This is a genomic window from Priestia sp. HNGD-A6 (assembly GCF_045784335.1).
GTDB classification, from domain to species: Bacteria; Bacillota; Bacilli; order Bacillales; family Bacillaceae_H; genus Priestia; species Priestia zanthoxyli.
In genome coordinates, this window is the sequence record NZ_CP138621.1 from 1,334,973 (window position 1) to 1,359,795 (window position 24,823).

The window sequence follows — 24,823 nt, forward strand, 5'->3', positions numbered from 1 at the left end:
ACTCCTTATCACCGCGTTAAAATTATGTTGACTATACTTTTATTATAAACTAAATTTTCAGTTATTTTTCATTTCACGAGAAATTTTTTTATTAAAAATAGACTATGTCCACGTTAAATAAAATTTAATTTTCAGAAAAGTTAAATTTTAATATTGAAATTTTATTTCTTCTTATTATATAATATAAACAATCATTTACCTCTATTGGAAATGATAATTCGAGTTTCAGCAGCATGATGCTGCACAGTACTAGGGGGATTCAAGTTATGCAAAATGGTAAAGTAAAATGGTTCAACAATGAAAAAGGCTATGGCTTTATTGAAGTTGAAGGCGGAAGCGACGTATTTGTACATTTTTCTGCCATCCAAAGCGAAGGTTATAAATCCTTGGAAGAAGGACAAGAGGTATCTTTTGAAATTGTAGAAGGCAATAGAGGCCCACAAGCCGCTAATGTCACTAAGCTATCATAAATAGATCTTTTTATTTTATAGTAAAAGAGACTCTTTTCTGAGTCTCTTTTTTGTTATACCTAGCGTTTGGCCTCAGTAAGCTGCTGGTCACATGTTTGAATAGACTGCATGCACTGCTGAAGAAATTGCTCGTCTACTCCTGTGCCATGAGCTTTGGCAGATTGAAGCTGTGCTTTTGCATCGTTAAGCGCATTCGTTGCCTCTTCAAGCTGCTGAGGACTCATACTCATCGTAGCTGTCCCAATCATCTTTTGAGCAGATTGAATGGACACTTCTACTTGCTTTAAATCATTATATCCTGTTGTTACTTCTTCATTTGAAAACTTATCCATTGAAAGAACACCTCCATATGGATAGAATGAAGCTGCTGCCGACAAATTATACACGCTTACTTTTTAGTCAGCAAATCTCCATACTGCTTAATCTTTTCTCCTACGGTACACTCTTTAATACAAAACGTCTGAGCGTATGTTTTGCCCTTTTCTTTGTTAAACGTTTTTTTTACAAAACAATCACTACAGTAGTAATCCAATAACTCCGTTACTTCTTCTAATAATTGTTTACGTTCCACTCTCGTTCATCTCCATTTCGTTCTGTGTGTTACACTTGCTTCCTGCTAGCAATTGGTATCCCTTGAAGAGCTTGAGTCGCAAGCTGGTCGGCCTCTTCATTTTCCTTCCTTGAAATAGGCTCATATACCGGTCGGATACCAAGTTCCTGCATTTTATCTTCTATTCGATCTAAGTACCGATTAAACTCTTCTTCGAAACAGGGCCACTCCCCTGCAAGCTGATTTAATACAACCTGAGAGTCACCTCTAAACGTTACCGGTATATGATGAACACCAAGTTCCTCAAGCTCTTGTATTAAATAATAAAAAGCAGCATACTCTGCCTCATTATTTGATTCTATCTCTTGCAGTCTTGAGTTTCGTCGTATTCGGTAAGACTGGTTGTTCTGTTTAAAATAAATCACAGCCCCAAGCCCCGCTAAAAGCGTATCATGCTCATAGCCTCCGTCAAAATATGCCACAATATCGTGAGGCTCTGTCTGTACTTCCTGTAAGAGCTTTTTCGCTTCTTTTACAGTCCATTTTTGCTGCTGCTCATCAAGTAGAAAAATTTCCTTCGTTCGACCTGTTTTTTCTAAATCACCCACAATCATTAGCGCCTCATTCGCATCTGTGAAATCGGATGTGAAAATTAACTGTTTATGTTTCGAGGATTTATAATGCCATTCAATTTGGAAATTCATAACGAGCATTCCTTTCATCAGCAATTTTGAATTCAACACTTTTTCTGCTTTTTTGTATTTTATCTTCTATTATGTCTTTTCATGACAGTTTTCTTACCTAATAAGCGGATTTTAGCGTTTATACGTGCTAATATAAAATAGCTGAAGTACTTATGATACAATACTATTGATGAAAAAACATGGTTTAAGCTTATATTGTTTTAACAAGGAGGCTGTATGATGATTGAAGTTTATATAGACGGAGCCACTGCTGGCAATCCTGGTCCTTCTGGAGCTGGTATTTTAATTAAAGGAAATGGTGAACATCATCGTTACGCTATTGCTCTTGGGACAATGACGAATCATGAAGCAGAGTACCATGCACTTCTTCATGCATTAAAAATTTGTTTAGAAAAAAAGTATACGAGCGTATCTTTTCGAACAGACTCTCAGCTAGTAGACCGCGCAATGAACCAAGAATACGTTAAAAATAAAGCGTTTGCTCCTTTACTGGAAGAAGCCCTCAAATTGTCCAGTCAATTTGATTTATTTTTTATAAAGTGGATCCCTAGCTCTCAAAATGCAGGTGCTGATCAGCTGGCCAGACAAGCCATTAATCAAAAAGAAGCAGGAATGTAATCCTGCTTAAATCATACCTGATGACTTTAAATATTGAATGGCTTGTTTTTGATTGCTAATACGATTTGATGTCAAATTCTCGAGGAGCGATACAAAAAAACTGCCGTCAAATTCTTTTTGTACTTTTAGTGTCCATTCAATTGTAAATATGACCATCTCGTCAGCTGCACGCGTATACTGCTGACCAAATGAAATAAATCCACGTGCATCTTCTGCTAAATGAAAGCCTTTTTCTTCAAGATAAAGAAGATACTCTTCAACGGTTTGAGCTGTTTTTGTCACTTTTTCGTCCCATCCTTTTGCAAAGGTTCTTCTTTATCTTAGCTTACTTTTGGCTATTTGACTATGATTTCCCTTCTAAAAAATAGCCAATTGCTCCAAGTGCTACTCCTAAAATGGCTCCGCCAATCACTTCTTCTGGCTGATGACCAAGCATTTCTTTCAAGCGCTGTTCCGTCAAATCGTGAAAGCCTCCGTCTGGAAGACCCGCAAGCTTTTCAATTTCTTCATCTAACGTATTCACTTTAATAGTAATTTCGCCAGTCTGCCTTCGAATTCCTTGTGCATCGTACATCACAATAATTCCAAAAACAGATGCTAACGCAAAGTCAATCGTAGAAACACCTCTTTTTAATGCTACATAGGTAGCCAAAGAAGATACGCCGGCTGAATGAGAGCTTGGCATTCCACCCGACGCAGCAATCATCTGCATATCCCATTTTCCTGTTTGATACTTTTTAATTGGGATTTTTAAAGCTTGTGCTAAACCGATTGATGAAAGAGCAATGACAATTCCTTTATTCATATTGCTTCACCTCATCTATAGTTTGCGATGGATTGACATCTTGTACCCAAGCAAATATTGCCCAACAAAAAACGCCGGGCTAATCTGCTGACAGAGCAGACTAATCCCGGCGTTTTTGGAAACAGTTCTGTTATTTTTTACGCTTTTTTTGTGCAGCATTATTCATTTTGGCAGATTCAACTTCAGCATAAGAGCCGAATTCTTGTCCATATTGATTATTTGCACTTTTATTAGCTTCTAACTTCTTGTTAACAGAATTATTTTGGTTTTGTTGCACGTTGAACTCAGAAGCAAACTCCCCAGCATAAGTGTCATTTGCACTTTTTGCACGCTTTGCTTTTTGAGCCTGATTTGCTTTAAACTCAGAAGAGAACTCTTGGTTATAATTATGCTTTGCATTGTTATTCGCTTGCGCATTTTTATTACCTAATTTTTGACGACCCATCGCTATCTCCTCCTATTTGTACCTCGTTGGTACACTATTAGTATGGATCAAGCGGCACGTCATATCCTGTTCAAATTAAGGTAAAAACACCAGAGCTTAGCACGTTTATATTCTTGCTACGTACTCTTTAACCATTTCTTCCGTCACTACTTTACGGCCTGGAATGATGGTATATTTTTGAGACAGCTCATTAATTTCTGCTGTTACAGCGTTAATACCGTCTACAGAAAAGGGCTTCCCTTCTTTGCAGAGAAGCACAGCTGCTTCAATAGCTTGCTCACGTCGAGCTTCTAAGCTGGCAAAAGCACGTACTAATTCGTGCTGTTTTTTAGAATGGGCTGAAATTTCTTTATGTACACTCATGTTCGTTCCTCCATTTATATTATGCTGAGTTAGTAAAAATAAGTTAATGTCCTCATAACTGATTTGCTTTTCCGGTAATTCTTTTAAGTTTTTTTCTATCGCTGCAGATTCTTTCTTAATGCTATCCAAAAAGTTTTTCATCTTTTCATTAAAAGCGACTTTCCCGCTTATCTTGCATTGTACAAATTGCTCAATGATGGATTGCTGCCTATCGTCGAGATTTGCCTGCTTACATAAATCGGCAAATAAAATGACAGGGAAACTGCGCTGCTTTACTACTACTTTCAGTGATAAAAATGCACGAATCAGTTGGAGCATCACTTTTATATCCTCTATTGTAACAGAAGATGTCAGATTTCTTTTACTATTTATCGTTAAAATTTTAAAATAATGATATCCCAATGCTTTTAAGGAATATGATTGAGCCATCATTTGCCGGAGTGGCTCAGCAAACGATAACTTTTGATAATAAACAAAAGGCGACCATAGCCACTCATAAAGCGAAGGGTTTGATTTTGTAAACAAATAAATGGTTTTGTACAAATCCCACCCTTGCATATCATAATTGCCTTCTGCTACATTAATGACCTCTTGAGGTCTATTGAGATGAAGATAGCGTGATGCTTTATATTTATATATAAAGCGGACGTCAAAATCACTCGCTAACGTGTCCAGTCCGTAAGCACGGCTCCCTGATTCACATGCAAACAAAATTTCTACATTATATTCTTTTTCAATTTCCTGTAAACGTTTATTTATGTGTGTAGACATAAAAATTAATGACCCTTTCTTTCCTCCAATACATGTTCTAGCACCGTCATTGTACTTACCAATTCTTGAATTGGAAATTCTTCAGACACGGCCGCTTGCAGCTGTTTGTAATAATCATACCATTCTTCAGATACAGACTGTTTATGCGCTAAAACGTACTGATTCACTAAATAGGTATAGTGTGAATGAAGAGCAGCTTCTTCTTTCGCAATGTAGTGATTAACATCCGGCTTAATACGTTCTAATAAAGCAGCGTGGAGCTTTGCTTTCTCATTTTTTTCAAAAAAGCTTTTATTGTTTTTATACAGTGAAAGCTCTTTTTGATACGATTCATTCTTATCGAATTGATGACTTGTCACAACTTCGCTGCCATTTGGAGGCTCTAACGAGTTCAACGTTGGAGTAAACGTCGGTTCATAGCGCTGTAGCTTTGTGATGATCATTCGATGCCAGTCTTCGATTAATTTTACGATGTATTTTTCGATTCGCAAAGTGGTCGCACGCACTTCTTGCGTTGCGTCGAAGGAAATAGACGTTAACAACTCCTGCAAACACAGGCGCAGCTGCTTTTGCTTTTCACCTCGATCATCTCTTAAGTTTGCCGGACTGAATGCTTCTTTAAAGAAGTCATCGTACCTCACAAACAGACGTTTTTTCACATAAAATAAAAGCTCTTCTAATTCTCGGTCAAACTGCTGTTGTTCATATTCAAAATGAATTTCATGCAGTTTTGCTGCTACCTGCTCATTTTTTATGTGAAGAGATTGAATGTATCGCTTTTTATCGACTTCTGATTTTGTCTGCACCTGTTTCATTTCATTGGCAACTGCTAAAATTTGTTCGAAATCTGCATAGACACTTTGGGTAGCAAGCTCTGGTAATTCATAATTTATGAAGCGGTAAAACGCATTTTTGAATGGCAGAAACATTTTATCCTCGTGGTTTTGCAAAGCTTGCAAGCTTGATACCGGATATAAGCGCGGAAAGCGTATACCATACTGTTCAAGCTGTTCTTTTACGTACGTCTGAACTAACTGCAGCTCTGTATCCGAGCTGGCTAAGTCCGCTGCATTTACTAAGAAAAACATTTTATCAAGCGCAAATACATCTTTTACACGGCCAAGCTGAATAAGAAATTCTCGGTCAGCTTTTGAAAATGCATGATTATAATACGTTACAAATAAAATGGCATCTGCATTTTTGATATACTCAAACGCTACTCCCGTGTGTCTCGCATTGATTGAATCAGCTCCAGGTGTATCGACAAGCGTAATGCCTAAGCGAGTAAATTCACAGTCATAATACAGGTTAATAAATTGAACAAAACACGCTTTTTCTTCCTTGGCTACATAATCATGAAATCCTTCTGTATCCACTACTACTTCTGAACCGATATGATGCTTGACTTCGCCGTAGCCTTTTTCTACTGCCTGTAAAAACGACAAATGCAGCTGCAGCTCTTCTGTTGCCTGCAGGGTCGGAATAATCGCTAGCGCTTCGTCAATTGTTTCTACTTCATGATGAAACAGCTTAAGTGCACCATTTAAATCTTGGATCATCTGCTCGTTTGTTTTCATTTGCACAACAGCTGTTTTATGCGGCCGTTTTTCTGTTGGAGGCATAATTTTATTGATGGTTGCTGTTGTTGGATTCGGAGATACAGGAAGTAATCTTTCTCCAATCAACGCATTAGCAAAAGATGACTTACCGGCACTGAATGCTCCGAATAAAGCTACGGTAAACGTTTGATTTGATAGCTTTTGACGTTTTTCTTGAAGCCTATTAATAAAGCGGTCTAATTTTCCAAATGAACGGAGCTGTTCGAGAACAGCTGATACATCTTGAAGAACCTTTTCTGTTCCTGTTTCATGCACAGCTTCCTCAGGCTGTGAAACTAACTGCTGCTCACTCGCAGCTTCATGCTTTTCTTCAGCTTTCATGATGCCCGTTTCATATTCTTCTTGTAACATATATGACAACTCGTTTGTATCTTCTAGCGTTAGGTCGTCATCAGTTTGCTGTAAAGATTGAAGCAACGCTTTTGTACGTGCCAGTTTTGCTTTCATTTCCTGAAGAGATGTATACGCTTCTTCAAATGCCTCACATTCCTGCAAGTGTTGAGAAATATTCTCACGCTTTACTTCATCTTGCTCCATTTTGCTCTGTTCGATTTGCGCATAGAGCTCGTATAACAATCGCGTGGCTTTTTTCTTAATGTGATCAGCTACATCTTTTGCGTACGTTAAAACATAATCACCATTAATCGTAGCTCCTGCTTTTACCGTTTCAATTAAGTCATGAGGTTCTAACGGAATTTCAAACTGCTGAACCTGGCGTATAAGATCCGGGTCAGTAAGATTTTGATTTTTCACCAGATCTTGCACATATTGCTGCAAGTGCCACTGCAGCTGAGAGGCTGTTCGTTCTTTCATATCGTCAAAAAATAACGTCAGCCGCTCTTTTTTTACTTCCTCGGTCTTTTTCTTAGCAAATAAAAGACCCACTTTGAAATCAGGCTTTGTCGTTTCTAAAAACAGCCTAGCTTTTTCTCTCATTTCATATGGTGTTAAATTGGCGTTGCTTAGCATCTTGCCTGTTTCTTGTTGGTACGTTTCTGCTAACTGCTTTTCAGCACGCTTTATTTCCGCTTCTTTTTCGAGAAGCTGCTCTTTTTGCTGCTTATTTATTTCATGGTTCTCAAGCGTCAGCTTATGGCGCAGCTCGTCATGAATCGTTAACTTTTCTTCTTCTTGGTCTTCAATAAAGGCAAGGTGATCGTCAATTAACATTTGCATCGCATGTTGAATATGCTGATGTCGGTTTTCTTTTTCCGTCATCATAGCAAGTAATAGAGATTTTACGTACGAAAGGTCATTATGACGGTTGGCTGGCTCTTTTAACGACGTATAGAAGATTCCTTCTGGTCTAACATTCCACTTTAAAAATGACGTTTCTACAGATTCTTTAAATGCTTGAAATGTTAGCTGATCTTCTTGATGTTTATCGATTTGATTTACAATTAAATAAAGCGTTTTATTAGCTTCTTGCAGCTGTTTTGCAAATTGAAGATTTAATTCTGCCTGCACATGATTATAATCCATCACGTAGAAAATAACGTCCGCTAAGTGAAGAGCTGACTCGGTCGATACACGATGCGCATCATCTGTTGAATCAATCCCCGGTGTGTCCATCACCACAACATTTTTAGGAATAGCGTTTGTCTCGATTGATAAATGAATGGACTCTACTTCATCTCCGTCGACAGCAAACTGCTTAATTTGTTCATACTGATAAGGCGCTTCATAACGCACCGGCGGCTGTTTGCGGTAATAAACGGTTGCATGCTCATCCCCCGCCTTTACTGATACTAAGTTTGCGCTTGTCGGAATAGGACTTGCAGGCAAAATTGCTTGCCCCATTAATTCGTTAATCATACTCGATTTCCCAGCCGAAAAATGTCCGCAAAATGCTACAACAAATTCACCGTTCACCCACTTTTTTAACAGCTGTATTGCTTTTGCTGCCTGCTGTTCATCTCCAGCTGCTTGAAATTGCTTATGTAAATGAAAAAGAGATGCTTCCAATTGGAGATTTTCTTGATGTTTCACACTCACTTTACCCATTATTACTCTACCCCTTTTGCCTCATTCAAGACTGTATTTAAATGTTCTCTATCCATCTTTGTTTCTGCTTATTCTTTCTCTATTTTACTTGATTCACCTACGTTTTCCCATAAAAAACTGAATTTTTAGTTACAAAAACAATAAAACAAGCTGTCAATAATTTGACAGCTTTGCATTGTATTTATTTACCGTGTATATATTACGCCTTTTGGGCTTTTTCAATATTTTTCATTACATACGTTGTGACGCCAACATATGTAGCAAGTGCTCCGATCACAAAAAGACTAACCATTACGTCCACCACCGTTTCTACTTGATGAAATTGATAATCTTTATCATTTGATTTCATCTTATCATGAAAGATAATCATTTTCAATTAGTTTTGAGATTTTTTTGCAGGAAAGAAACGTCCCGTATTTTGCATGACCTCGCCATAATTTGTTTCATTCGTTAGCGCTTGCTCTTCTAAAGGAATTCTAACGGCTAATATACACAAATTGAAAACAGAAAAAATAGCTAACGTCCAGTATGCCTGAAACATAAGCGGAACTAACACCAATTCTGCCGCTACAACTGTATAATTTGGGTGCTTCATAAACCGATAAGGACCTCTTAGCACAACCTTCGCGTTAGGCAAGACGATAATTTTTGTATTCCAATACTTTCCTAACGAAGAAATAGCCCATACTCTTGCAAGTTGCACAAGCACAAAAAAGCTAAACAACAAAAAAGAAAAGTGATACATTCCACCGTTTAACACATACACTTCCGTAAAAAGAGCAGCAAAAAAAGCGGCGTGCATGCTTACCATCCATTTGTAGTGACTTTGACCAGCTTCGTACGCTCCCTGCTTCTTCATCCAAGCTTCATTTCTTTTGGCAATCACCAATTCACATAGACGCTGTAAGATAATAAATACAAAAAAACTATAAAAAAACAATCGCTTTACCTCCACTCTAATAGAAGCATTTCAGAACTAAATCCAGGACCAAGAGCTGTTAATAAACCGTATTCTTTACTCGGAATTTCTTTCTTCATAAAGCGGTCTAGCACATATAAAACGGTTGCCGAAGACATGTTTCCATGGTTTTTAAGTACATCTAGTGAATCAGCAATCATATTTTCGTTTAGCGATAGCGTTGATACATATGCTTCAAGCACTTTTTTCCCTCCAGGATGAGCAACAAAATGTTTTAAATCCCGACTGGTCAAATTCTGAGTTTGTAAAAAAGACTCCACTTCTCCGCCTAACCACGAATCGATAATAGTGGGAATATCTTTTGAAAAGACAACAAATAACCCATCATTTTTAATCTCCCATCCCATTACGTCTTCGGAATTTGGCATAAGCGTCGATTGTGTATGTAAAATGTAAGGAAAGCTTTTTGAACGTGAAAAAGTGATATCTGCTTCGTCACCTGCGACTAAAGCAGCTGCTACTCCATCAGCAAATAAAGATGTACCGATTAAGTTGCTTTTTGAACGATCATTCCGCTGAAAAGTCAAACTGCACAGCTCAACGGATAATACAAGAACTTTAGCGCGCGGAAAGGCTTTGCAATATTCGTAAGCCCTTGAAAGTCCAGATGCTCCTCCGGCACACCCTAATCCCCATATAGGGATTCTTTTTGTATGGTCTGAAAACGCAAGCTTATTCATAATTCGAGCTTCAATGCTAGGCGTAGCTACACCGCTTGTTGAAACGTAAAAAATAGCATCAATTTCTCCACACGGCAAAGGGGTACTTACATAGTCTTTATTTGTTAAGCATTCTTCAATGGCTTTTGTACCTAATTCAACAGCACATTCTATAAAAGCATCATTTTTTTCTTCGAATGTATGATCTTCTTGAAACCAAGATAAGTCTTTGGCAAAATTACGTTTTTCAATTTGACCATTTTGAAAAACGGTCAGCAGACGATTAATATCTTTAAACGACTCGAAAAAAAGTTCTTTTGCAAATAGCAGCGTGTCTTGCTGAGTTAATTCATAGGGGGGAACTCCAAATCCAACTGAGATAATTTTTGGCATACACTTCACCTCTTTGATTGCGTTACATTTAACATTTGTAATAGCTGGGGATTTATTCAATTCTTTTTTAGTGGAATGGAGGTGAAACATAAAAAAACTTTCCTGTAACTCAGGAAAGTCTACGTTTTGAAGAAGTGTATGTTTGTTGTGCACTTTTATTATAGCGCAAATAATCTGAATGTACAGATACAATTTATGGATTGACGAAAATAAGTGCTTATTTTTTATGAAAAGAAAATGGACATATAGATTTCATCTACATATTCATTGTTAAAATAAGCTTGTTCTTTCATAACACCTTCTTGTTCAAATCCTACCTTTTTATACAATTCGTATGCCACTTTATTAGAAGCAAACACAGTTAAAGAAAGTTTATGAAGATTATTTTCTTTGCACCAGTTTAGCGTATAATTCATAAATTGTTTTCCTATTCCCATTCCCTGTGCTTTTGAAATAAGCCATGTACGGAAGAGCCCCGTGTGGCGCTTCATTTTAATTTCGCCTCTCAGAACACGTGCGATTCCAAGCACTTCACCTTCGACTTCAGCTACAACGTACATGTGATTGTTCTTTTCTACTGATGCAATAAAATCTTGCTCTTCTTGGACTGTGCGCGGCTCATCTTTTTGAATAAATTCCCCGGCTTCAATAATTTCTCTTACCGCTGTTGTAATATGCTCTGCATCACTTGCCTTTGCAGGGCGTATAGTGACTTCACGTCCGTCTTTTGCTTTAAATTTCACTATGTTTTTCTCTGCTGTAATCATCTATATCAACTCCTATATTTTTCACCATTCAGTACTACTATTTTGGTTCTAGCTTGCGTAATTTATCAGTGGTAAAGTTCTGCTTTTCATTTCATCTAACAAGCAATCATGTGCATTGGTTGTATTACCCACGCTTTAAACAAAGCTAAACTATTTTTGAAATATTTATTCTTGCACAGACATCCTAGAAATGCAATTAATTGCGTTAAAGAACTATTATTTCAAATTTTCTTTACAAAAGTGCATAAAAAAGAGGCTGGGACAAAACGAAATCACTCCGACCTAAAGACGAACAAATGGGATTAATCCGCTAGAAGCAACGAAACGCATGAAAGCTACGTCCATCTTAACAATAAAAAAATACGAACTAACAACCAATAATTTTGATTATTAGTTGCTAGTTCGTATTTCACTTCGACTAAACTATTTTTGTCCTACTTTTTATTAAAGTCCCATTGAGATATATTTTACTTCTAAATAATCTTCAATGCCGTAATGACTTCCTTCACGTCCAAGGCCACTTTCTTTAAAGCCGCCGAATGGAGCTTGAGCTGCAGATGGAGAGCCATCATTTACTCCTACAATGCCGTATTCTAATTCTTCAGATACAAACGTTGCTTCTTTAATGTTTTCTGTAAATACGTAAGCTGCTAAACCATAAGGGCTATTGTTTGCTCGTTCTACGGCTTCTTCTACTGTTTTGAATGTTGCTACAGGTGCCAATGGCCCAAACGTTTCTTCAAACATGCAATTCATGTCATCAGTTACATTTGTGATAATTGTCGGCTCCATAAAGAAACCGTTTTTAGTTGTTATAGCTTGTCCGCCAACTACAACTTTAGCTCCTTTACTTTTTGCATCCGCAATTTGTGCTTTTACTTTCTCAACCGCTTTGTCGTTAATTAACGGTCCAACTTGTGTACCTTCTTCTAATCCGTTTCCTACTGTTAATTCCGCCGCTTTTGCTGCAAATTTTTCAACGAAAGCATCTGCAATGGATTCTTGTACGTATACGCGGTTTGTGCAGATGCACGTTTGACCTGCGTTGACAAACTTAGAAGCAATTACGCCGTTTACAGCAGCGTCTAAATCTGCTTTTTCTGTTACGATAAACGGTGCATGACCGCCTAATTCCAGCGATAATTTTTTCACAGTATCAGCAGCACCGCGCATTAGATGTTTACCAACCGCTGTTGAACCAGTAAATGTTAATTTTCGGATGCGTCCGTCTTTTTGCCATGTGTCGCCAATAGCTGCTGCATCTCCAGTAACAACATTGATCACACCTTGTGGAACGCCCGCTTCTTCTGCGAGTTCTACTAAACGAAATGCTGTAAATGGTGTTTCTTCAGATGGTTTTAAAACAATTGTACATCCTGCTGCAAGAGCTGGGGCCACTTTACGCGTAATCATGGCTGCAGGGAAGTTCCATGGCGTAATAGCTGCTACAACGCCAACAGGCTGTTTTTTAACCGTAATACGCTTATGCGTATGATGAGCTGGAATCGTTTCACCATATACACGCTTTCCTTCTTCAGCAAACCAAGCAATATAATCATTGCCATACTGCACTTCACCTTTTGCTTCTGCAAATGGTTTGCCTTGTTCCGTTGTCATAATTTCTGCTAGTTCATCTTTATGATTTTCAATTAGTTGATGCCATCTCATTAAAATAGAACTGCGCTCTTGAGCGGTTCTTTTCGACCATGTTTTAAAAGCTGCAGCCGCTGCATCAGCGGCAAGTGCTGCTTCCTTTGCGCCTGCCTTTGGAATTTGTCCTATAACTTCTTTTGTTGCTGGATTAATCACATCAATTTTCTCTTCTGTTGTTGTCCATTCACCGTTAATATATAGTTTGTTTGGATACATCATTCATCCTCCTAGTTGTGTGAATTTCTTTGTGCTGTGTTAACTACACTATATACACTAGCATCCTCATTGATTTATGAGAACTTCCCTTCTATACTATGGGTATAACAAAAGGTTATAGGTGATAAATATGAAAACAGAATGGCTTGAGTCTTTTATTGAAACAGCCAAAACAAAAAGCTTAAGCAAAGCAAGCGAACAGCTGCATATGACGCAGCCCGCACTCAGTAAGCAAATGAGAAAACTAGAAGAAGATTTAGGAGTAACATTATTTATTCGCTCCGCTACAGGAGTAGAATTAACCTCAGCAGGTGAAATTCTTTTACAAGAAGGTGAATCCATACTATCAAGCGTTCATGCTCTTCAAAAAAAATTAGTGTCTACGCAAGAAGCTTGTGATTTAACTATCGGAACGTGGCAGAGTATGGCTGCTTTTTACTTACCTTATCAACTGGCTTCTGCTAAAGACCACAATCGCCATATTGATATAAAAACCTCGCATCACTATTATGATTTGTTAGAGCATTTAGAAAGCAATCAAATTGACGGGGCTTTATTTGATGATCGAGAGGTTCAACATACTTACTGGTCAAAACTATTATTCAAAGAAGACTTTTATTTATTTGTGAATGATCAGCACCCGTTAGCAGAAAAAGAAAGCGTATCATTTGAAGATTTCAAAGAAGAACCCATTGTAGTTCTCCCTCCAGGGTGCGATGTTCGGACACTAGTAGAAAAAGCGTACAATCGTCATAACTTAAAAATTCCCATTGCCAATGAAATTGAATTTGCTCAAAGTATTATGGGATTTATTTCAGCTAATTTAGGTATTTCAATTCTCCCTGAAATTTTTATGCGCCATTTACAAAGCTCAAACATTAAAGCATTGTCTATTACAGACTTCAAATTCAAAAGAGAAATTTCATTAGTGGCAAAAAATCCTGACGTGGGGAAAATGCTTTATACACTGTTTTTCAAAACACGGTCTTAATAGGAAAGACGACCAAATTGGACAAATAATCTACTATGAATCGCTTGTTACAGCTATGTTCCCTATGACATTGAAAAGATCCGAACGATTAATCGTTCGGATCTTCTTCAACTAAAATATTTTGGCGCCAGCCTCTTTTTATTTCGATATTACTTCATTTGCTAATTTTGTTTCCGCAACTTGCGCACGCGGTGATTTCATCATATTAAAGACAATATTTAAAAAGATTGCTGTAAAACTCCCCATCACAATACCGCTTCCAGTGAGAACTTGAAGACTTTCTGGTAAGTTTTTGAAGAGTTCAGGTACAACCGTCACCCCTAGACCCATGCCAACCGAACATGCAATTACAAGAAGGTTTTCTTGTTTTGCTAAATCAACTTGACTAAGGATTTTTATACCTGAAGAGATGACCATCCCAAACATGGCTACCATAGCTCCTCCAAGTACAGAGCTCGGGATAACTGTCGTCACGGCTGCGATTTTAGGTAGAAAGCCCAAAATGATTAAAATTCCACTCGCTGCAAATACAACATTTCTTGTGCGAACACCTGACAACTGTAAAAGTCCTACATTTTGAGAATACGCTGTATAAGGAAATGCGTTAAAAAATCCGCCTAATAAAATCGCCAATCCTTCTGCACGATAGCCTTTAGATAAATCTTTTTCATCCACTTCTTTTTTACAAATATCACTAACGGCAAAATAAACGCCTGTGGACTCGACAATGCCAACAAGTAAAACAAGGAACATTGTCAGGATGGCCATAATATTAAAAGTTGGCATCCCAAAGTACAGCACATGTGGCATATGAACCCACGCTTCTTCTTTTACGCCGGAAAAATCGACTTTCCCCATAAAAGACGCTGCAATTGTTCCAACAACCAATCCTAATAACACAGAGACGGAGCGCATAAATCCTTTTGTAAATCGATACAGAACAATAATTAATAGCAAAACGCCAAAACCTAAACCTAAATTGCTCAAGCTGCCAAAATCTTTACTTCCTTCTCCTCCAGCTAAATCTTTAATCGCTACAGGAATTAACGTAATTCCAATAATCGTTACAACCGAACCCGTAACTAAAGGAGGGAAAAACTTAACCAATTTACCTAGAAAAGCAGAAAGAAGGACAATGAGTAAACCGGCGACGATAATAGAACCATATATGGAGGAAACGCCGTAAGAACCTCCAATTGAAATCATAGGTCCTACGGCAGTAAACGTACACCCTAATACAACTGGAAGACCAATACCGAAAAAACGATTTTTCCATACTTGCAGTAGCGTTGCCACACCGCACATAAACAAGTCAATCGCCACTAAATACGTAAGCTGCTGCTGAGTCAAGCCAATGGCTCCTCCAACAATAAGCGGGACAACAATCGCACCTCCGTACATAGCTAAAACATGCTGTAAACCAAGTGAAAAGACTTTTCCTTTATTCATATTAAACCTCCACTGTCGGTTTATCTTCAGCAAATGTAACTTTACCATTTGATAAAGACTGAATGCGCGCTAATGATTCTACTTTAACGCCTGATTTACGAATTTGTTTTCCTCCATCTTGGAACGCTTTTTCAATAACAATACCAATGCCGCCTACTTTAGCACCTGCTTTTTGTACGATATCCATCAAGCCGAATGCAGCTTGGCCGTTTGCTAAAAAGTCATCAATAATTAAAATCACGTCATCTTCTCGAATAAATTTATCAGCAACTGAAATTTCATTTTCTTCTTTTTTTGTAAATGAATATACTTTTGATGTAATGAGTCCGTCTTGAAGTGTTAAAGATTTTCTTTTTCTGGCAAACACCATCTCAACGTTTAGCTTCAATGCGGTCATAATCGCTGGAGCAATTCCTGATGATTCAATCGTTAAAATCTTCGTAATTCCTGCATTTTCAAAGCGCGAAGCAAATTCTTCTCCAATTTCTTTCATCAGTACAGGATCCATTTGGTGGTTTAAAAATGTGTCTACTTTTAAAACCGTGTCCGATAATACGATTCCATCTGTTAAAATTTTGTTTTGCAAAGCTTTCATAGTTCGTTCCTCCAACGTTTGTATTAAAAAAGCTCAAAAACATAGCTGCACTCGTATATGAGTAGAGCAATGTTTTTGAGCTTTTACGCACAAAAGTGAAAAACAAACTTCATCGCTCACCCATAGTCAAACTATTTACGGTAGTTTGGTAGATACTTACGAGCCTTATTCTCGTCATTATATGAGTGCGTTATTGAGTTACTTGTATTATATCAGCAAATCTTTTATTTGAAAATATCTAAAAAAGATATTTTCGAACATTTACTTGCAATACAAAACATAATATTCGGTTATAGCGCTTTTTATACGTGATAAATTTGTCCGTATTTCTCTTCTAGATATTGAATTAAATAATCTACATTTAGCCCTTCACCCGTCACATCGTTTAAAATTTCAAGAGGTTTTTTCATTTTTCCGTACTGGTGAATATGTTCTGTTAACCAATTTGTAATCGGCGAAATTTCTCCTTTTTCCAAGAGTTCATCATAATTAGGCAAGTCTTTTAACATGGTATGCTTAAACTGCGCTGCGTACATATAGCCCAGAGCATAGGAAGGGAAGTACCCAAAGCTTCCTCCGGCCCAGTGTACGTCCTGAAGCACGCCTTCTCCATCGTGACTTGGACGAACCCCTAAATATTCTTCGTATTTCTCATTCCAAATTTCCGGTAAATCCTCAACTTTATACTCCCCGTTTATTAATCCTTTTTCAATTTCGTAACGAATCATAATATGAAGAGGATACGTTAACTCATCTGCTTCAATACGAATAAGAGACGGTTTTGCTTCATTTACTCCTCGGTAAAAATCTTCTAAACCTACATCGTCAAACTGTTCCGGCGCATGCTTTTTTAGTACGTCGTAATGATGCTGCCAAAATGCTTTGTTTTTCCCGACAAACTGCTCAAAAAACAGCGACTGTGATTCATGAATTCCCATTGAAGTACCTTCACATAGAACCGTGCCAACAAGATCCTTTGAAATATTCTGCTCATATAAAGCATGGCCGCATTCGTGAATCGTGCCAAAAATAGCCGTTCGGAAATCGTTCTCGGCATATTTAGTGGTGATGCGCACATCTCCCGGGTTTAAGCCAGTAGCAAAAGGATGGACGGTTTCATCAAGTCTCCCCGCTTCAAAATCATAGCCGAGTGTTTTTAACACGTCTAGACTAAATTGCTTTTGCGCTTCTTTTGGAAAAGTACGGAATAAAAATTCCGTATTGGGCTTTGTATTTGACCCGGCGATTCGCTGAACAAGAGGCACAATATGCTCCCGCAGCTTTCCAAATACCTCGTCTAAAATTTCAACCGTCATTCCCGGTTCAAAAAGGTCTAATAAACGGTTATATTTGTTTCCTTCATACCCCCAATACTCCACAAACTTCTGATTAAACGCTACAATTTTTTCAAGGTACGGTTGAAATAAAGCAAAATCTGCTTTTTCTTTTGCTTCTTCCCAAATTGACTCCGCTTTTGAAGTTAACGTAACGTATTCTTTATATTCGTGCGGAGGAATCTTTTTATTTAAGTCATATTCTTTTTTACATTCTTCCATCGCTTTTTTCGTAATATCGTTTATGTAAGGCTGTGACTCAGGGTTCGTTAATTTCTCAATAAAACCTGCCATTTCATTAGAAATGGAAAGATTGAACGCTTCTGATGACATCATGCCAATCACTTCAGAACGCTGATCCGCCCCTTTTTTTGGAGCACCCGTTCTCAAATCCCAGTACATCACTCCGATTGCCTCGTGATAACTTTTGATTTTATTCATGTATTCATAAAACTGTTTCTCAATTTTCTGTATGTCTTCTCTCATTGTTTTTTCCTCCTTACTTTCCTTATTTCACCATAAATTATTTTATCATAATAGTAACGGTGTGTATATAACTGAAAATTCAATCTATTGTGCATATAAAAAAGCGCGGCTGCCACCGCGCTTTTTTATACGTTTTCTATTTTGGTTGGAACATTTTGTTCAATGATTGAACGCACTTTTGAATCCGTGCTTTTTGGCATAAAGATCGTGATTAGACCCTTATCATTATGAGAGCGAATCAGCCTTCCAACTCCTTGCTTTAAGCGAAGAAGCATATACGGCATATCTGCATCCCAAAATGGATCGACTACTTGATTGCGCTTTGCTTCAAAGACCGGATCATTTGGCGGATACGGCAGAGACCAAATAATTACATTCGATAACGAAGGTCCAGGAATATCCAACCCTTCCCACAAATGAACAGCGCATAAAATCGTTTCTTCTTCCCTTTGGAACTGAGACACTAATTTACTGATTTCTTGATCGCCTTCAAATAAAAATGTGTACTGATTTAACTCTTTGGAAACTTCTTTGAACATCTCTAGTTCTTCTTTACTGTTAAACAATAAAAGTGCTCGTCCGTTCGTTTTTTCGAGCTGAGCAACAGCAAAGGCAAATTTTTCAGCAAACGCTTCTTCTTGATCATCCGAAACATTTTTCACCGCAATTTTCATTTGCTCATCATAATCAAATGGCGATTCAACTGAAAAAGAAAGCGGCTTTGCAATTCCTAAGCTATATGCTAAATAATCGAACGATTGGTTATCTGAAAGAGTGGCAGAAGTGAAAATGTATGGTATTTTTTTCGCAAATACTCGTTCTTTTAAGACGTCTTTTACTGCTTGCGGCATAATAACCAACGTCAGCTGCCAGTTGTTTTCTTCCACCCAGTAGATGGCATTTTCGTTGTCCATAAATAAGCGCAGCGAATAATCAATTTGATCTAGGTACTCATCTACAATTCGCAGCGTATATTCGTCTACTGTATAGGTCTCACTCTCAAACACAAGCTCGTTTCCAATATGTTCAAGCAGCGATAAAAGTTCTTTTCCTACACTTTGTAATCCGTTTGTTCGGGCTACTTCTTTACGGCTAGAACCAACGATTTCTGTGCTTGCTTCACTTAAACGGTCAAAGAACATTGCATACACATCGATAGCGTGCTCGATCTTCACAGCAAATTCTTCTCGCACGTCATTTTCTAATAGACGCGTTAACAAGTTTTCTAACGTATCTTCTTGAATGCGATACGTTAAAGCCTTTTGTGCAGCAAATTCCAGCAGGTGACCTTCATCAAATACAACACAGCTGCTTTCAGGAAGAAGCGGAAGCTGTCCTTCACGCTTGCGGGCTTCATATGTCCAAATGTGTTCCATGTAAAAATCGTGAGAGCAAATAATTAAGTCATGTGCTTTTCTATAGTGCTCGCGTGAAAGCGTTAAGCCACATCTATGACGCTGCTCACAGGAAGAGCAATCTTGAAACGTATCCCAGTTAATTTGATTCCATTCCTCATCCGTTAAATGAGGATATTCTTTACGGTCTCCGTAGTGATAGAACGACTGCATACCACTATGATCATGAACAAAATCAGGAAGCGTATCGTAAATTTCTTCAATGTTTTCATTATCTGTTCGTGCTGTCACAGCATCTAATTTCTTTAAACACAGATACTGATCTTGAGATTTTGCTAGGCGAACATCCATGTTAATATCTAAAATACCAGAGAGCTTGGCAATGTCCCCTTCGGCTTTTACTAACTGTTCAATTAATGTTTCATCCGCACATGCAATAATAGCCGGCTTGCCAATATACCTTGCATAACAAATAGCGTACAGTAAATACACAATGGTTTTCCCTGTTCCTACACCTGCTTCTGCAAAGATTACATTTTTTTCTTTAAAAGCTCGTTCGATTTGAAAAGCCATAAAAATTTGTTCATCCCGAAGTTCTAACCCTGCGTCTGGAAGATGATCATAAAAAACATCACCTATCCATTCATTTAATTTGTCAAAAAAGTTTTCATCCCGCTCAATTGTAAAAGGCAACCGCTCTCTCATCATCGATACTGACTCCTTTATTTATGTAAATATCTATCAATAAAAATTAGCTTCACTTCTTTTTATCTAGTAAATTTCTCATGTAAGCAAAACTTAATTATTGACTACTTTATCTAAAATGTCAATAAAAAGAGCTGAACATAAAAAAGTTCTGCCTGTAAGGACAGAACCTTTTTATATAAAAGCTGGGTGTATAGAACGCAAACGGAATAAGTGCTATTAAAAAATTAATTACAGCGGAATTTGGAATCCGTGGACTGAGACAATAAAAAGGCCGCTTCATACTCGGCTTTTGCTTGTTCCAGCTGAGTAAGCGTCTCTCCGCTAACTTCTATTCCCTGCTGCATTAAATGATAGCTGTTTTCCAACGCTTGACGAATCATAGTGAACTGCGTGTTTCTATCCATTTATAAACATCCTCTCTCTGTAGTGCTTACTATAAAAGTGAATACTATCATTCTATACACCAGCTGTTTATTTTATTCTCAAAACCAGCATCTCTGGCTTAATAAATGGATCCTTTCATTTAAAAAAATAATCGAACTTATTAAAATATTTTAATTCTCACTTGACGTATAGGAATAATATATTTTAAAATTACTTACAGATTCAATTACTCAAAACTACATACTACAGGCTTACCGGTCAACCGATAGCCTCTGATTGCCAGATACACGTACAATCCGTCTGTGCAATTAGAGGCTTTTATTTTTTTAAAAGCCTGCTGAAAGGAGAAAAAATGGCAGAACTGCAGTTACAGCATGTGTATAAAAAATACGGAAAAGATAGTCTTGCAGTTGATAATTTCAATCTTCATATTCAAGACAAAGAATTTATTGTATTTGTAGGACCTTCAGGGTGCGGCAAATCCACTACCCTTCGAATGATCGCCGGCCTTGAATCGATAACAGAAGGAGATTTGCTTATTAATGGAGATCGTGCCAACGATTTACCTTCTAAGGACCGGGATATTGCAATGGTGTTTCAAAACTACGCGCTTTACCCTCATTTAACTGTTTACGACAACATGGCATTTGGCTTACAGCTCCGCAAAGTCCCTAAACAAGAAATCGATGAGCGCGTTCGTGAAGCGGCTCGTATTTTGGACTTAGAACCCTATTTAAAACGCAAGCCAAAAGCGTTATCAGGAGGTCAGCGTCAGCGGGTTGCTTTAGGAAGAGCTATTGTACGGAATGCCCAAATTTTTTTAATGGATGAGCCTTTGTCTAATCTTGATGCGAAGCTTCGCGTACAAATGCGTGCTGAAATCAGTAAGCTTCATCAGAGGCTGCAGACGACCATTATTTATGTAACGCACGATCAAACAGAAGCCATGACGATGGCAAGTAGAATCGTAGTTATGAAAGACGGAAAAATTCAGCAAATAGGTTCACCTATGCAAGTGTATAATGCTCCAGAGAATACGTTTGTAGCCAGTTTTATAGGCTCACCGGGAATGAACTTTTTCACAGGAAAAGTAGTGAACAGCAAACTGCACATCAGTGAACATGAGTTTCAACTGACAGAAAATCAAATGCATTCGTTACATGAAAAAGGCTACAATAATCAATTCATTACTGTAGGAATTCGACCCGAGCATATTACGCGCGCTGCTTCTTATGCTCCTCATATTTCATTACCGGTAGATGTGTCTGAGTTATTAGGAGCAGAGTACATACTATACAGCAGTTTAGGAGAGCAGCTCTTTGTGGCTAAAATCCCTGGGGATGAACATATTCAAGTTCATCAGCACTTTCCGTTTCATTTTCAAATGAATCATGCTCATTTCTTTGACCAAGCATCTACCAACCGTATCACAATTGACCAATAACTATCTAAAAAGAATTCTATAAATGGGGGAACTAAAATGAAAAAATTATTAATTTTGTTAGCAATGCTCACCGTAATCATCGCGGGCTGCGGTAAAAACAGTTCAACAAGCGGCGACAGCAGCGATTCTTCAAAAAAAGTAACCATTAACTTTACGCATTGGCGAGGAGAAGATACGAAAGCCTTTGATTCTATCATTGAGCAATTTGAAAAGAAAAACCCAAATATTCATGTAGAGATGACCGTCTTTCCTTCGGATTCATATCAATCACAAATTCAAGGATCTCTACTATCTGGAGAAGGCATCGATATATTTGCTAGTTTTCCAGGAAGTCAATTTGAAACGATTCGCAAAGCAAACGGTTTTGCAAAGCTGGACGACCAAAACTTACTCAGCAAATTTGACGAAAAGCTAATCCAAGCGGGTAAAGCGGATAATACGCAATATGCTCTTCCTTATCAGCTAGTCTATAACATCCCTGTCTATAACAAAGGCATTTTTGAAAAACTAAATTTAGATGTTCCTAAAGACTGGAATAGCTTTTTAAAAACAGCTGAAACATTAAAGAAAAATGGTTACACGCCGATTTTATTTTCAGGAGACGTAAGTCCTTCTCAATTTATTAACCCAATGATTATGAATAACGAACCTACAAACAACGCCCTTCACGAAGTAGAAACGGGCAAGCGCAAGCTAACTGATGAATGGTTTATCAAAACCCTATCTCAAATTAAAGAATTAAATGATAAAGGTTACTTCCAAAAAGATGCTCTTGGTACGAAAAAAGAAAGTGCTGCAGCACTTTTTGCTCAGGAAAAAGGCGCAATGCTTGCTCAAGGTTCTTATATGATGGCTACAGTCAAACAGCAAAATCCAAAGATTGATCAAGGTTTGCTTGCACCGATTACAGTGGATCAAGATAAAGCCAAATACGAAGGTGTTCATACCACAACATTCTTATTAGGTGTTGCTGAAAAATCAAAACACAAAGAAGCTGCTAAGAAATTTTTAACTTTCCTTGCAGATCCAAAGATTTCTTCTGAGTATGCAAATGCTACTGGCCAGTTATTAACGGTCAAAGACGTGAAATATGATTCACCTGAACTCAAAGAAAGCGCAAAGTGGAAAGACAAAAAAACGGTCTTCCAACCTCGATTCACCATTTTAAATGAGCGCGTATCAAAAGCTGTTGAAACATCTGTACAGGACGTACTATCCGGTATGTCAGCGAAAAAAGCTGCTGAAAAAGCACAAGGAGAGGTAGAACGTGTCGCTAAAAACTAATACGTCTATTCAAGAAGAAGAAAAGAGAACCCCTTCGTTCTCTTTTCCTCTCTTTTCATTTAAAAATATCTCTAAAAGCAAACATCTATGGTTATTTTTACTTCCTGGTTTTGTCATATATACTGTTTTCTTTGCATTGCCAACGCTTTCTGCGTTATTTTTAAGCACAACTGATTGGAATGGATTGTCTTCTCAATTCTCATTTGTAGGGTTTCAAAACTTCAAAGAAATTTTAACAAACGATGCTATTTTTACACAGTCTCTTACAAACAACTTAAAGTTCACAATTGGCGTGCTGATCTTTCAAACGTTATTGAGCTTAGGCTTTGCACTCTTACTTTATAAAAATTCTGCATGGAATACATTTTATCGCTCACTCTTTTTTGTACCGACGATTATTTCGTCTGTGTCGATTGCGTTCACGTGGAACTTTATGTATGACCCCAACATTGGAGGAGTTAACCTATTTTTAAGTAAAATAGGCCTTGAGCATTGGACCCAGTCTTGGATTGGAAATGGACATATTGCCATTTACAGCTTGGCTTTTGTACAATTTTGGGCACATACTGGTCAAATGCTTATTATTTTTGTAGCTGGAATTCAAGCTATTCCCAGTGAGTTATATGAGGCTGCTAGTATTGATGGAGCAACACGATGGCAAAAATTCAAGCGCATTACGTGGCCTCTTTTAGCTCCAGCTACGACAATGGTTGTGGCTTATACGACCATACAAAGCTTTAAAGCATTTGATTTAATCATTGCAATGACAAATGGAGGTCCCTCCAACTCAACTGAAATTCTTTCGACACTTCTTTATCACGAAGCTTTTATTAATTTTCGTTTCGGCTATGCCTCTGCCATTTCCGTTGTATTTATGATTGTAATTGCTCTTTTAACGTTTCTTCAATTTCGCGTACTTCGCTTGACCAAAATGTAAAAGGAGATTCTTTTATGAAACAAAATCCATTCAGACAACTGATTTTAGGGATATACGGTTTAATCATTCTGTTGCCCTTAAGCTTGGTTCTATTAACAACCTTTAAAACAACGCCTGAACTTTACAGCAACCCAATCGGATTACCAGCAGGCTGGAATATTGAAAATTATAAACAGCTGCTCGTCAATGAACCCATCTTTGGCTATATTAAAAACAGCGTGATTGTTACCGTCTTTAGCACGTTTTTTATTCTATGGTTTTCAAGCATGATTGCTTACGCTATTATTCAGCTACCTCAAAAGCTTGGATGGATTGTATACGGTTTTTTTGTTTGCGGAATGATTGTCCCTACTCAAGTCAATATGATTCCTGTCTTTTTGCTGATGAATAAGCTTGGACTGGTCAATACGCTAACAGGGGTCATTATCGTCTCCATAAGTTTTTTGCTTCCTATCGGTGTGTTTATTATAACGGGGTTTATGAAAACTTTGCCAAAGGAACTATTCGAAGCCGCTCGCATGGACGGGGCGTCAGAGTGGAAAATATATTCAAAAATCGCTCTTCGACTCTCCATACCTTCAATGGCTACAGTAGGAATTTTTTCGTTTGTGATCGTGTGGAATGATCTGTTATTCCCTTTGCTATTATTAAAATCTAAAGAAGTAAAAACGTTGCCTATTGCATTATTGGACTTTCAAGGGGAATTTCTAACCAATTACCCTATGCTGTTTTCAGCAGTCGTTCTTTCTTCTATTCCATTATTGATTGCGTACGTGTTTTTGCAAAAGCATTTCATTTCAGGAATGACCTCTGGGGCATTAAAATAGCAGGCAAGAAAAT

Annotated in this window: 25 protein-coding genes and 1 riboswitch; of the genes, 7 read left to right on the forward strand and 18 right to left on the reverse strand. The window is 37.7% G+C overall.

From position 1 onward, the window contains the following. Window positions 1-266 precede the first annotated feature (266 nt). Window positions 267-470, forward strand: a complete 204-nt coding sequence (cspD, locus tag SCI76_RS06780; protein ID WP_013056175.1) for a cold-shock protein CspD — start codon at window positions 267-269, stop codon at window positions 468-470. Between the two features lie 59 nt (window positions 471-529). Here cspD and SCI76_RS06785 read toward each other — a convergent pair whose 3' ends face one another. Genes SCI76_RS06785 through SCI76_RS06795 form a run of 3 tightly spaced genes read right to left on the reverse strand, consistent with a single transcriptional unit; the run spans window position 530 to window position 1,724 of the window. Then, entirely contained in the window at window positions 530-802 is a 273-nt protein-coding gene (locus tag SCI76_RS06785) for a DUF2564 family protein (RefSeq protein WP_028414030.1), read from the reverse strand. A gap of 56 nt (window positions 803-858) precedes the next feature. Beyond that, window positions 859-1,041: a zinc-finger domain-containing protein gene (locus SCI76_RS06790; protein ID WP_013056173.1), complete on the reverse strand. Its 183-nt coding sequence runs from the start codon at window positions 1,039-1,041 to the stop codon at window positions 859-861. Between the two features lie 29 nt (window positions 1,042-1,070). After that, window positions 1,071-1,724, reverse strand: a complete 654-nt coding sequence (locus tag SCI76_RS06795) for a ribonuclease H family protein (protein WP_034266558.1) — start codon at window positions 1,722-1,724, stop codon at window positions 1,071-1,073. A gap of 219 nt (window positions 1,725-1,943) precedes the next feature. Between SCI76_RS06795 and SCI76_RS06800 the strand changes: the two genes are divergently transcribed. Further along, a complete protein-coding gene (locus tag SCI76_RS06800; RefSeq protein ID WP_033578453.1) occupies window positions 1,944-2,342 on the forward strand; it encodes a reverse transcriptase-like protein in 399 nt (132 codons plus the stop codon). 6 nt (window positions 2,343-2,348) lie between these two features. Here SCI76_RS06800 and SCI76_RS06805 read toward each other — a convergent pair whose 3' ends face one another. The 10 genes from SCI76_RS06805 to SCI76_RS06850 form a co-directional block, all read right to left on the reverse strand. Then, window positions 2,349-2,624: a DUF6123 family protein gene (locus SCI76_RS06805; protein ID WP_013082383.1), complete on the reverse strand. Its 276-nt coding sequence runs from the start codon at window positions 2,622-2,624 to the stop codon at window positions 2,349-2,351. Between the two features lie 61 nt (window positions 2,625-2,685). Next, window positions 2,686-3,147, reverse strand: coding sequence for a divergent PAP2 family protein (locus SCI76_RS06810; RefSeq protein ID WP_048018505.1), 462 nt, complete (start codon window positions 3,145-3,147; stop codon window positions 2,686-2,688). Between the two features lie 130 nt (window positions 3,148-3,277). Beyond that, window positions 3,278-3,592, reverse strand: coding sequence for a hypothetical protein (locus SCI76_RS06815; RefSeq protein WP_013056168.1), 315 nt, complete (start codon window positions 3,590-3,592; stop codon window positions 3,278-3,280). 105 nt (window positions 3,593-3,697) lie between these two features. After that, window positions 3,698-4,726: a DUF2533 family protein gene (locus tag SCI76_RS06820; RefSeq protein ID WP_230683536.1), complete on the reverse strand. Its 1,029-nt coding sequence runs from the start codon at window positions 4,724-4,726 to the stop codon at window positions 3,698-3,700. A 5-nt stretch (window positions 4,727-4,731) separates the two neighbouring features. Further along, a complete protein-coding gene (locus SCI76_RS06825; protein WP_048018504.1) occupies window positions 4,732-8,349 on the reverse strand; it encodes a dynamin family protein in 3,618 nt (1,205 codons plus the stop codon). 199 nt (window positions 8,350-8,548) lie between these two features. Further along, on the reverse strand, window positions 8,549-8,719 hold the full coding sequence (locus SCI76_RS06830) for a hypothetical protein (RefSeq protein ID WP_155017140.1): 171 nt from the start codon (window positions 8,717-8,719) through the stop codon (window positions 8,549-8,551). Window positions 8,720-8,725: 6 nt separating this feature from the next. Next, window positions 8,726-9,289, reverse strand: a complete 564-nt coding sequence (locus tag SCI76_RS06835; protein ID WP_028414036.1) for an isoprenylcysteine carboxyl methyltransferase family protein — start codon at window positions 9,287-9,289, stop codon at window positions 8,726-8,728. A gap of 5 nt (window positions 9,290-9,294) precedes the next feature. Beyond that, the gene (locus SCI76_RS06840; RefSeq protein WP_407545110.1) at window positions 9,295-10,380 is read right to left on the reverse strand and encodes a type III polyketide synthase; all 1,086 of its coding nucleotides are present in this window, start codon (window positions 10,378-10,380) and stop codon (window positions 9,295-9,297) included. 224 nt (window positions 10,381-10,604) lie between these two features. Then, window positions 10,605-11,147, reverse strand: a complete 543-nt coding sequence (locus SCI76_RS06845) for a GNAT family N-acetyltransferase (protein ID WP_028414038.1) — start codon at window positions 11,145-11,147, stop codon at window positions 10,605-10,607. Between the two features lie 444 nt (window positions 11,148-11,591). Further along, entirely contained in the window at window positions 11,592-13,016 is a 1,425-nt protein-coding gene (locus SCI76_RS06850; RefSeq protein ID WP_048018502.1) for an NAD-dependent succinate-semialdehyde dehydrogenase, read from the reverse strand. 130 nt (window positions 13,017-13,146) lie between these two features. Between SCI76_RS06850 and SCI76_RS06855 the strand changes: the two genes are divergently transcribed. After that, the gene (locus tag SCI76_RS06855; RefSeq protein WP_048018501.1) at window positions 13,147-14,007 is read left to right on the forward strand and encodes a LysR family transcriptional regulator; all 861 of its coding nucleotides are present in this window, start codon (window positions 13,147-13,149) and stop codon (window positions 14,005-14,007) included. Window positions 14,008-14,145: 138 nt separating this feature from the next. On the opposite strand, the gene SCI76_RS06860 is transcribed toward SCI76_RS06855, so the two are convergent. The 5 genes from SCI76_RS06860 to SCI76_RS06880 form a co-directional block, all read right to left on the reverse strand. After that, complete coding sequence (locus SCI76_RS06860) at window positions 14,146-15,456, reverse strand: nucleobase:cation symporter-2 family protein (protein ID WP_048018500.1); 1,311 nt, start codon at window positions 15,454-15,456, stop codon at window positions 14,146-14,148. A gap of 1 nt (window position 15,457) precedes the next feature. Next, entirely contained in the window at window positions 15,458-16,051 is a 594-nt protein-coding gene (locus SCI76_RS06865) for a xanthine phosphoribosyltransferase (protein WP_028414042.1), read from the reverse strand. Window positions 16,052-16,154: 103 nt separating this feature from the next. Beyond that, window positions 16,155-16,256: riboswitch (purine riboswitch) on the reverse strand. A gap of 97 nt (window positions 16,257-16,353) precedes the next feature. After that, on the reverse strand, window positions 16,354-17,871 hold the full coding sequence (locus SCI76_RS06870; protein ID WP_048018499.1) for a carboxypeptidase M32: 1,518 nt from the start codon (window positions 17,869-17,871) through the stop codon (window positions 16,354-16,356). A gap of 125 nt (window positions 17,872-17,996) precedes the next feature. Then, a complete protein-coding gene (locus SCI76_RS06875; protein WP_013056155.1) occupies window positions 17,997-19,934 on the reverse strand; it encodes an ATP-dependent DNA helicase in 1,938 nt (645 codons plus the stop codon). A 224-nt stretch (window positions 19,935-20,158) separates the two neighbouring features. Then, entirely contained in the window at window positions 20,159-20,338 is a 180-nt protein-coding gene (locus SCI76_RS06880) for a hypothetical protein (protein ID WP_013056154.1), read from the reverse strand. 332 nt (window positions 20,339-20,670) lie between these two features. Between SCI76_RS06880 and SCI76_RS06885 the strand changes: the two genes are divergently transcribed. Genes SCI76_RS06885 through SCI76_RS06900 form a run of 4 tightly spaced genes read left to right on the forward strand, consistent with a single transcriptional unit; the run spans window position 20,671 to window position 24,810 of the window. Beyond that, window positions 20,671-21,762 carry an ABC transporter ATP-binding protein gene (locus SCI76_RS06885; RefSeq protein ID WP_048018498.1) on the forward strand — a complete coding sequence of 364 codons (1,092 nt, stop codon included), beginning with the start codon at window positions 20,671-20,673 and terminating at the stop codon, window positions 21,760-21,762. Between the two features lie 36 nt (window positions 21,763-21,798). Then, complete coding sequence (locus SCI76_RS06890; RefSeq protein WP_048018497.1) at window positions 21,799-23,046, forward strand: ABC transporter substrate-binding protein; 1,248 nt, start codon at window positions 21,799-21,801, stop codon at window positions 23,044-23,046. Next, window positions 23,030-23,983, forward strand: a complete 954-nt coding sequence (locus tag SCI76_RS06895; RefSeq protein WP_014460932.1) for a carbohydrate ABC transporter permease — start codon at window positions 23,030-23,032, stop codon at window positions 23,981-23,983. The genes SCI76_RS06890 and SCI76_RS06895 overlap by 17 nt, the downstream gene beginning before the upstream one ends. 14 nt (window positions 23,984-23,997) lie before the next feature. After that, on the forward strand, window positions 23,998-24,810 hold the full coding sequence (locus tag SCI76_RS06900; RefSeq protein ID WP_028407995.1) for a carbohydrate ABC transporter permease: 813 nt from the start codon (window positions 23,998-24,000) through the stop codon (window positions 24,808-24,810). Window positions 24,811-24,823: the final 13 nt, after the last annotated feature.

Bases quoted from the DNA above. Each gene is read 5' to 3' on its own strand.
- cspD (WP_013056175.1), top strand. From the start codon at position 267: ATGCAAAATGGTAAAGTAAAATGGTTCAACAATGAAAAAGGCTATGGC.
- SCI76_RS06785 (WP_028414030.1), bottom strand. From the start codon at position 802: ATGGATAAGTTTTCAAATGAAGAAGTAACAACAGGATATAATGATTTA.
- SCI76_RS06795 (WP_034266558.1), bottom strand. From the start codon at position 1,724: ATGAATTTCCAAATTGAATGGCATTATAAATCCTCGAAACATAAACAG.
- SCI76_RS06800 (WP_033578453.1), top strand. From the start codon at position 1,944: ATGATTGAAGTTTATATAGACGGAGCCACTGCTGGCAATCCTGGTCCT.
- SCI76_RS06810 (WP_048018505.1), bottom strand. From the start codon at position 3,147: ATGAATAAAGGAATTGTCATTGCTCTTTCATCAATCGGTTTAGCACAA.
- SCI76_RS06815 (WP_013056168.1), bottom strand. From the start codon at position 3,592: ATGGGTCGTCAAAAATTAGGTAATAAAAATGCGCAAGCGAATAACAAT.
- SCI76_RS06820 (WP_230683536.1), bottom strand. From the start codon at position 4,726: ATGTCTACACACATAAATAAACGTTTACAGGAAATTGAAAAAGAATAT.
- SCI76_RS06825 (WP_048018504.1), bottom strand. From the start codon at position 8,349: ATGGGTAAAGTGAGTGTGAAACATCAAGAAAATCTCCAATTGGAAGCA.
- SCI76_RS06830 (WP_155017140.1), bottom strand. From the start codon at position 8,719: ATGATTATCTTTCATGATAAGATGAAATCAAATGATAAAGATTATCAA.
- SCI76_RS06840 (WP_407545110.1), bottom strand. From the start codon at position 10,380: ATGCCAAAAATTATCTCAGTTGGATTTGGAGTTCCCCCCTATGAATTA.
- SCI76_RS06845 (WP_028414038.1), bottom strand. From the start codon at position 11,147: ATGATTACAGCAGAGAAAAACATAGTGAAATTTAAAGCAAAAGACGGA.
- SCI76_RS06850 (WP_048018502.1), bottom strand. From the start codon at position 13,016: ATGTATCCAAACAAACTATATATTAACGGTGAATGGACAACAACAGAA.
- SCI76_RS06855 (WP_048018501.1), top strand. From the start codon at position 13,147: ATGAAAACAGAATGGCTTGAGTCTTTTATTGAAACAGCCAAAACAAAA.
- SCI76_RS06860 (WP_048018500.1), bottom strand. From the start codon at position 15,456: ATGAATAAAGGAAAAGTCTTTTCACTTGGTTTACAGCATGTTTTAGCT.
- SCI76_RS06865 (WP_028414042.1), bottom strand. From the start codon at position 16,051: ATGAAAGCTTTGCAAAACAAAATTTTAACAGATGGAATCGTATTATCG.
- SCI76_RS06870 (WP_048018499.1), bottom strand. From the start codon at position 17,871: ATGAGAGAAGACATACAGAAAATTGAGAAACAGTTTTATGAATACATG.
- SCI76_RS06875 (WP_013056155.1), bottom strand. From the start codon at position 19,934: ATGATGAGAGAGCGGTTGCCTTTTACAATTGAGCGGGATGAAAACTTT.
- SCI76_RS06880 (WP_013056154.1), bottom strand. From the start codon at position 20,338: ATGGATAGAAACACGCAGTTCACTATGATTCGTCAAGCGTTGGAAAAC.
- SCI76_RS06885 (WP_048018498.1), top strand. From the start codon at position 20,671: ATGGCAGAACTGCAGTTACAGCATGTGTATAAAAAATACGGAAAAGAT.
- SCI76_RS06890 (WP_048018497.1), top strand. From the start codon at position 21,799: ATGAAAAAATTATTAATTTTGTTAGCAATGCTCACCGTAATCATCGCG.
- SCI76_RS06900 (WP_028407995.1), top strand. From the start codon at position 23,998: ATGAAACAAAATCCATTCAGACAACTGATTTTAGGGATATACGGTTTA.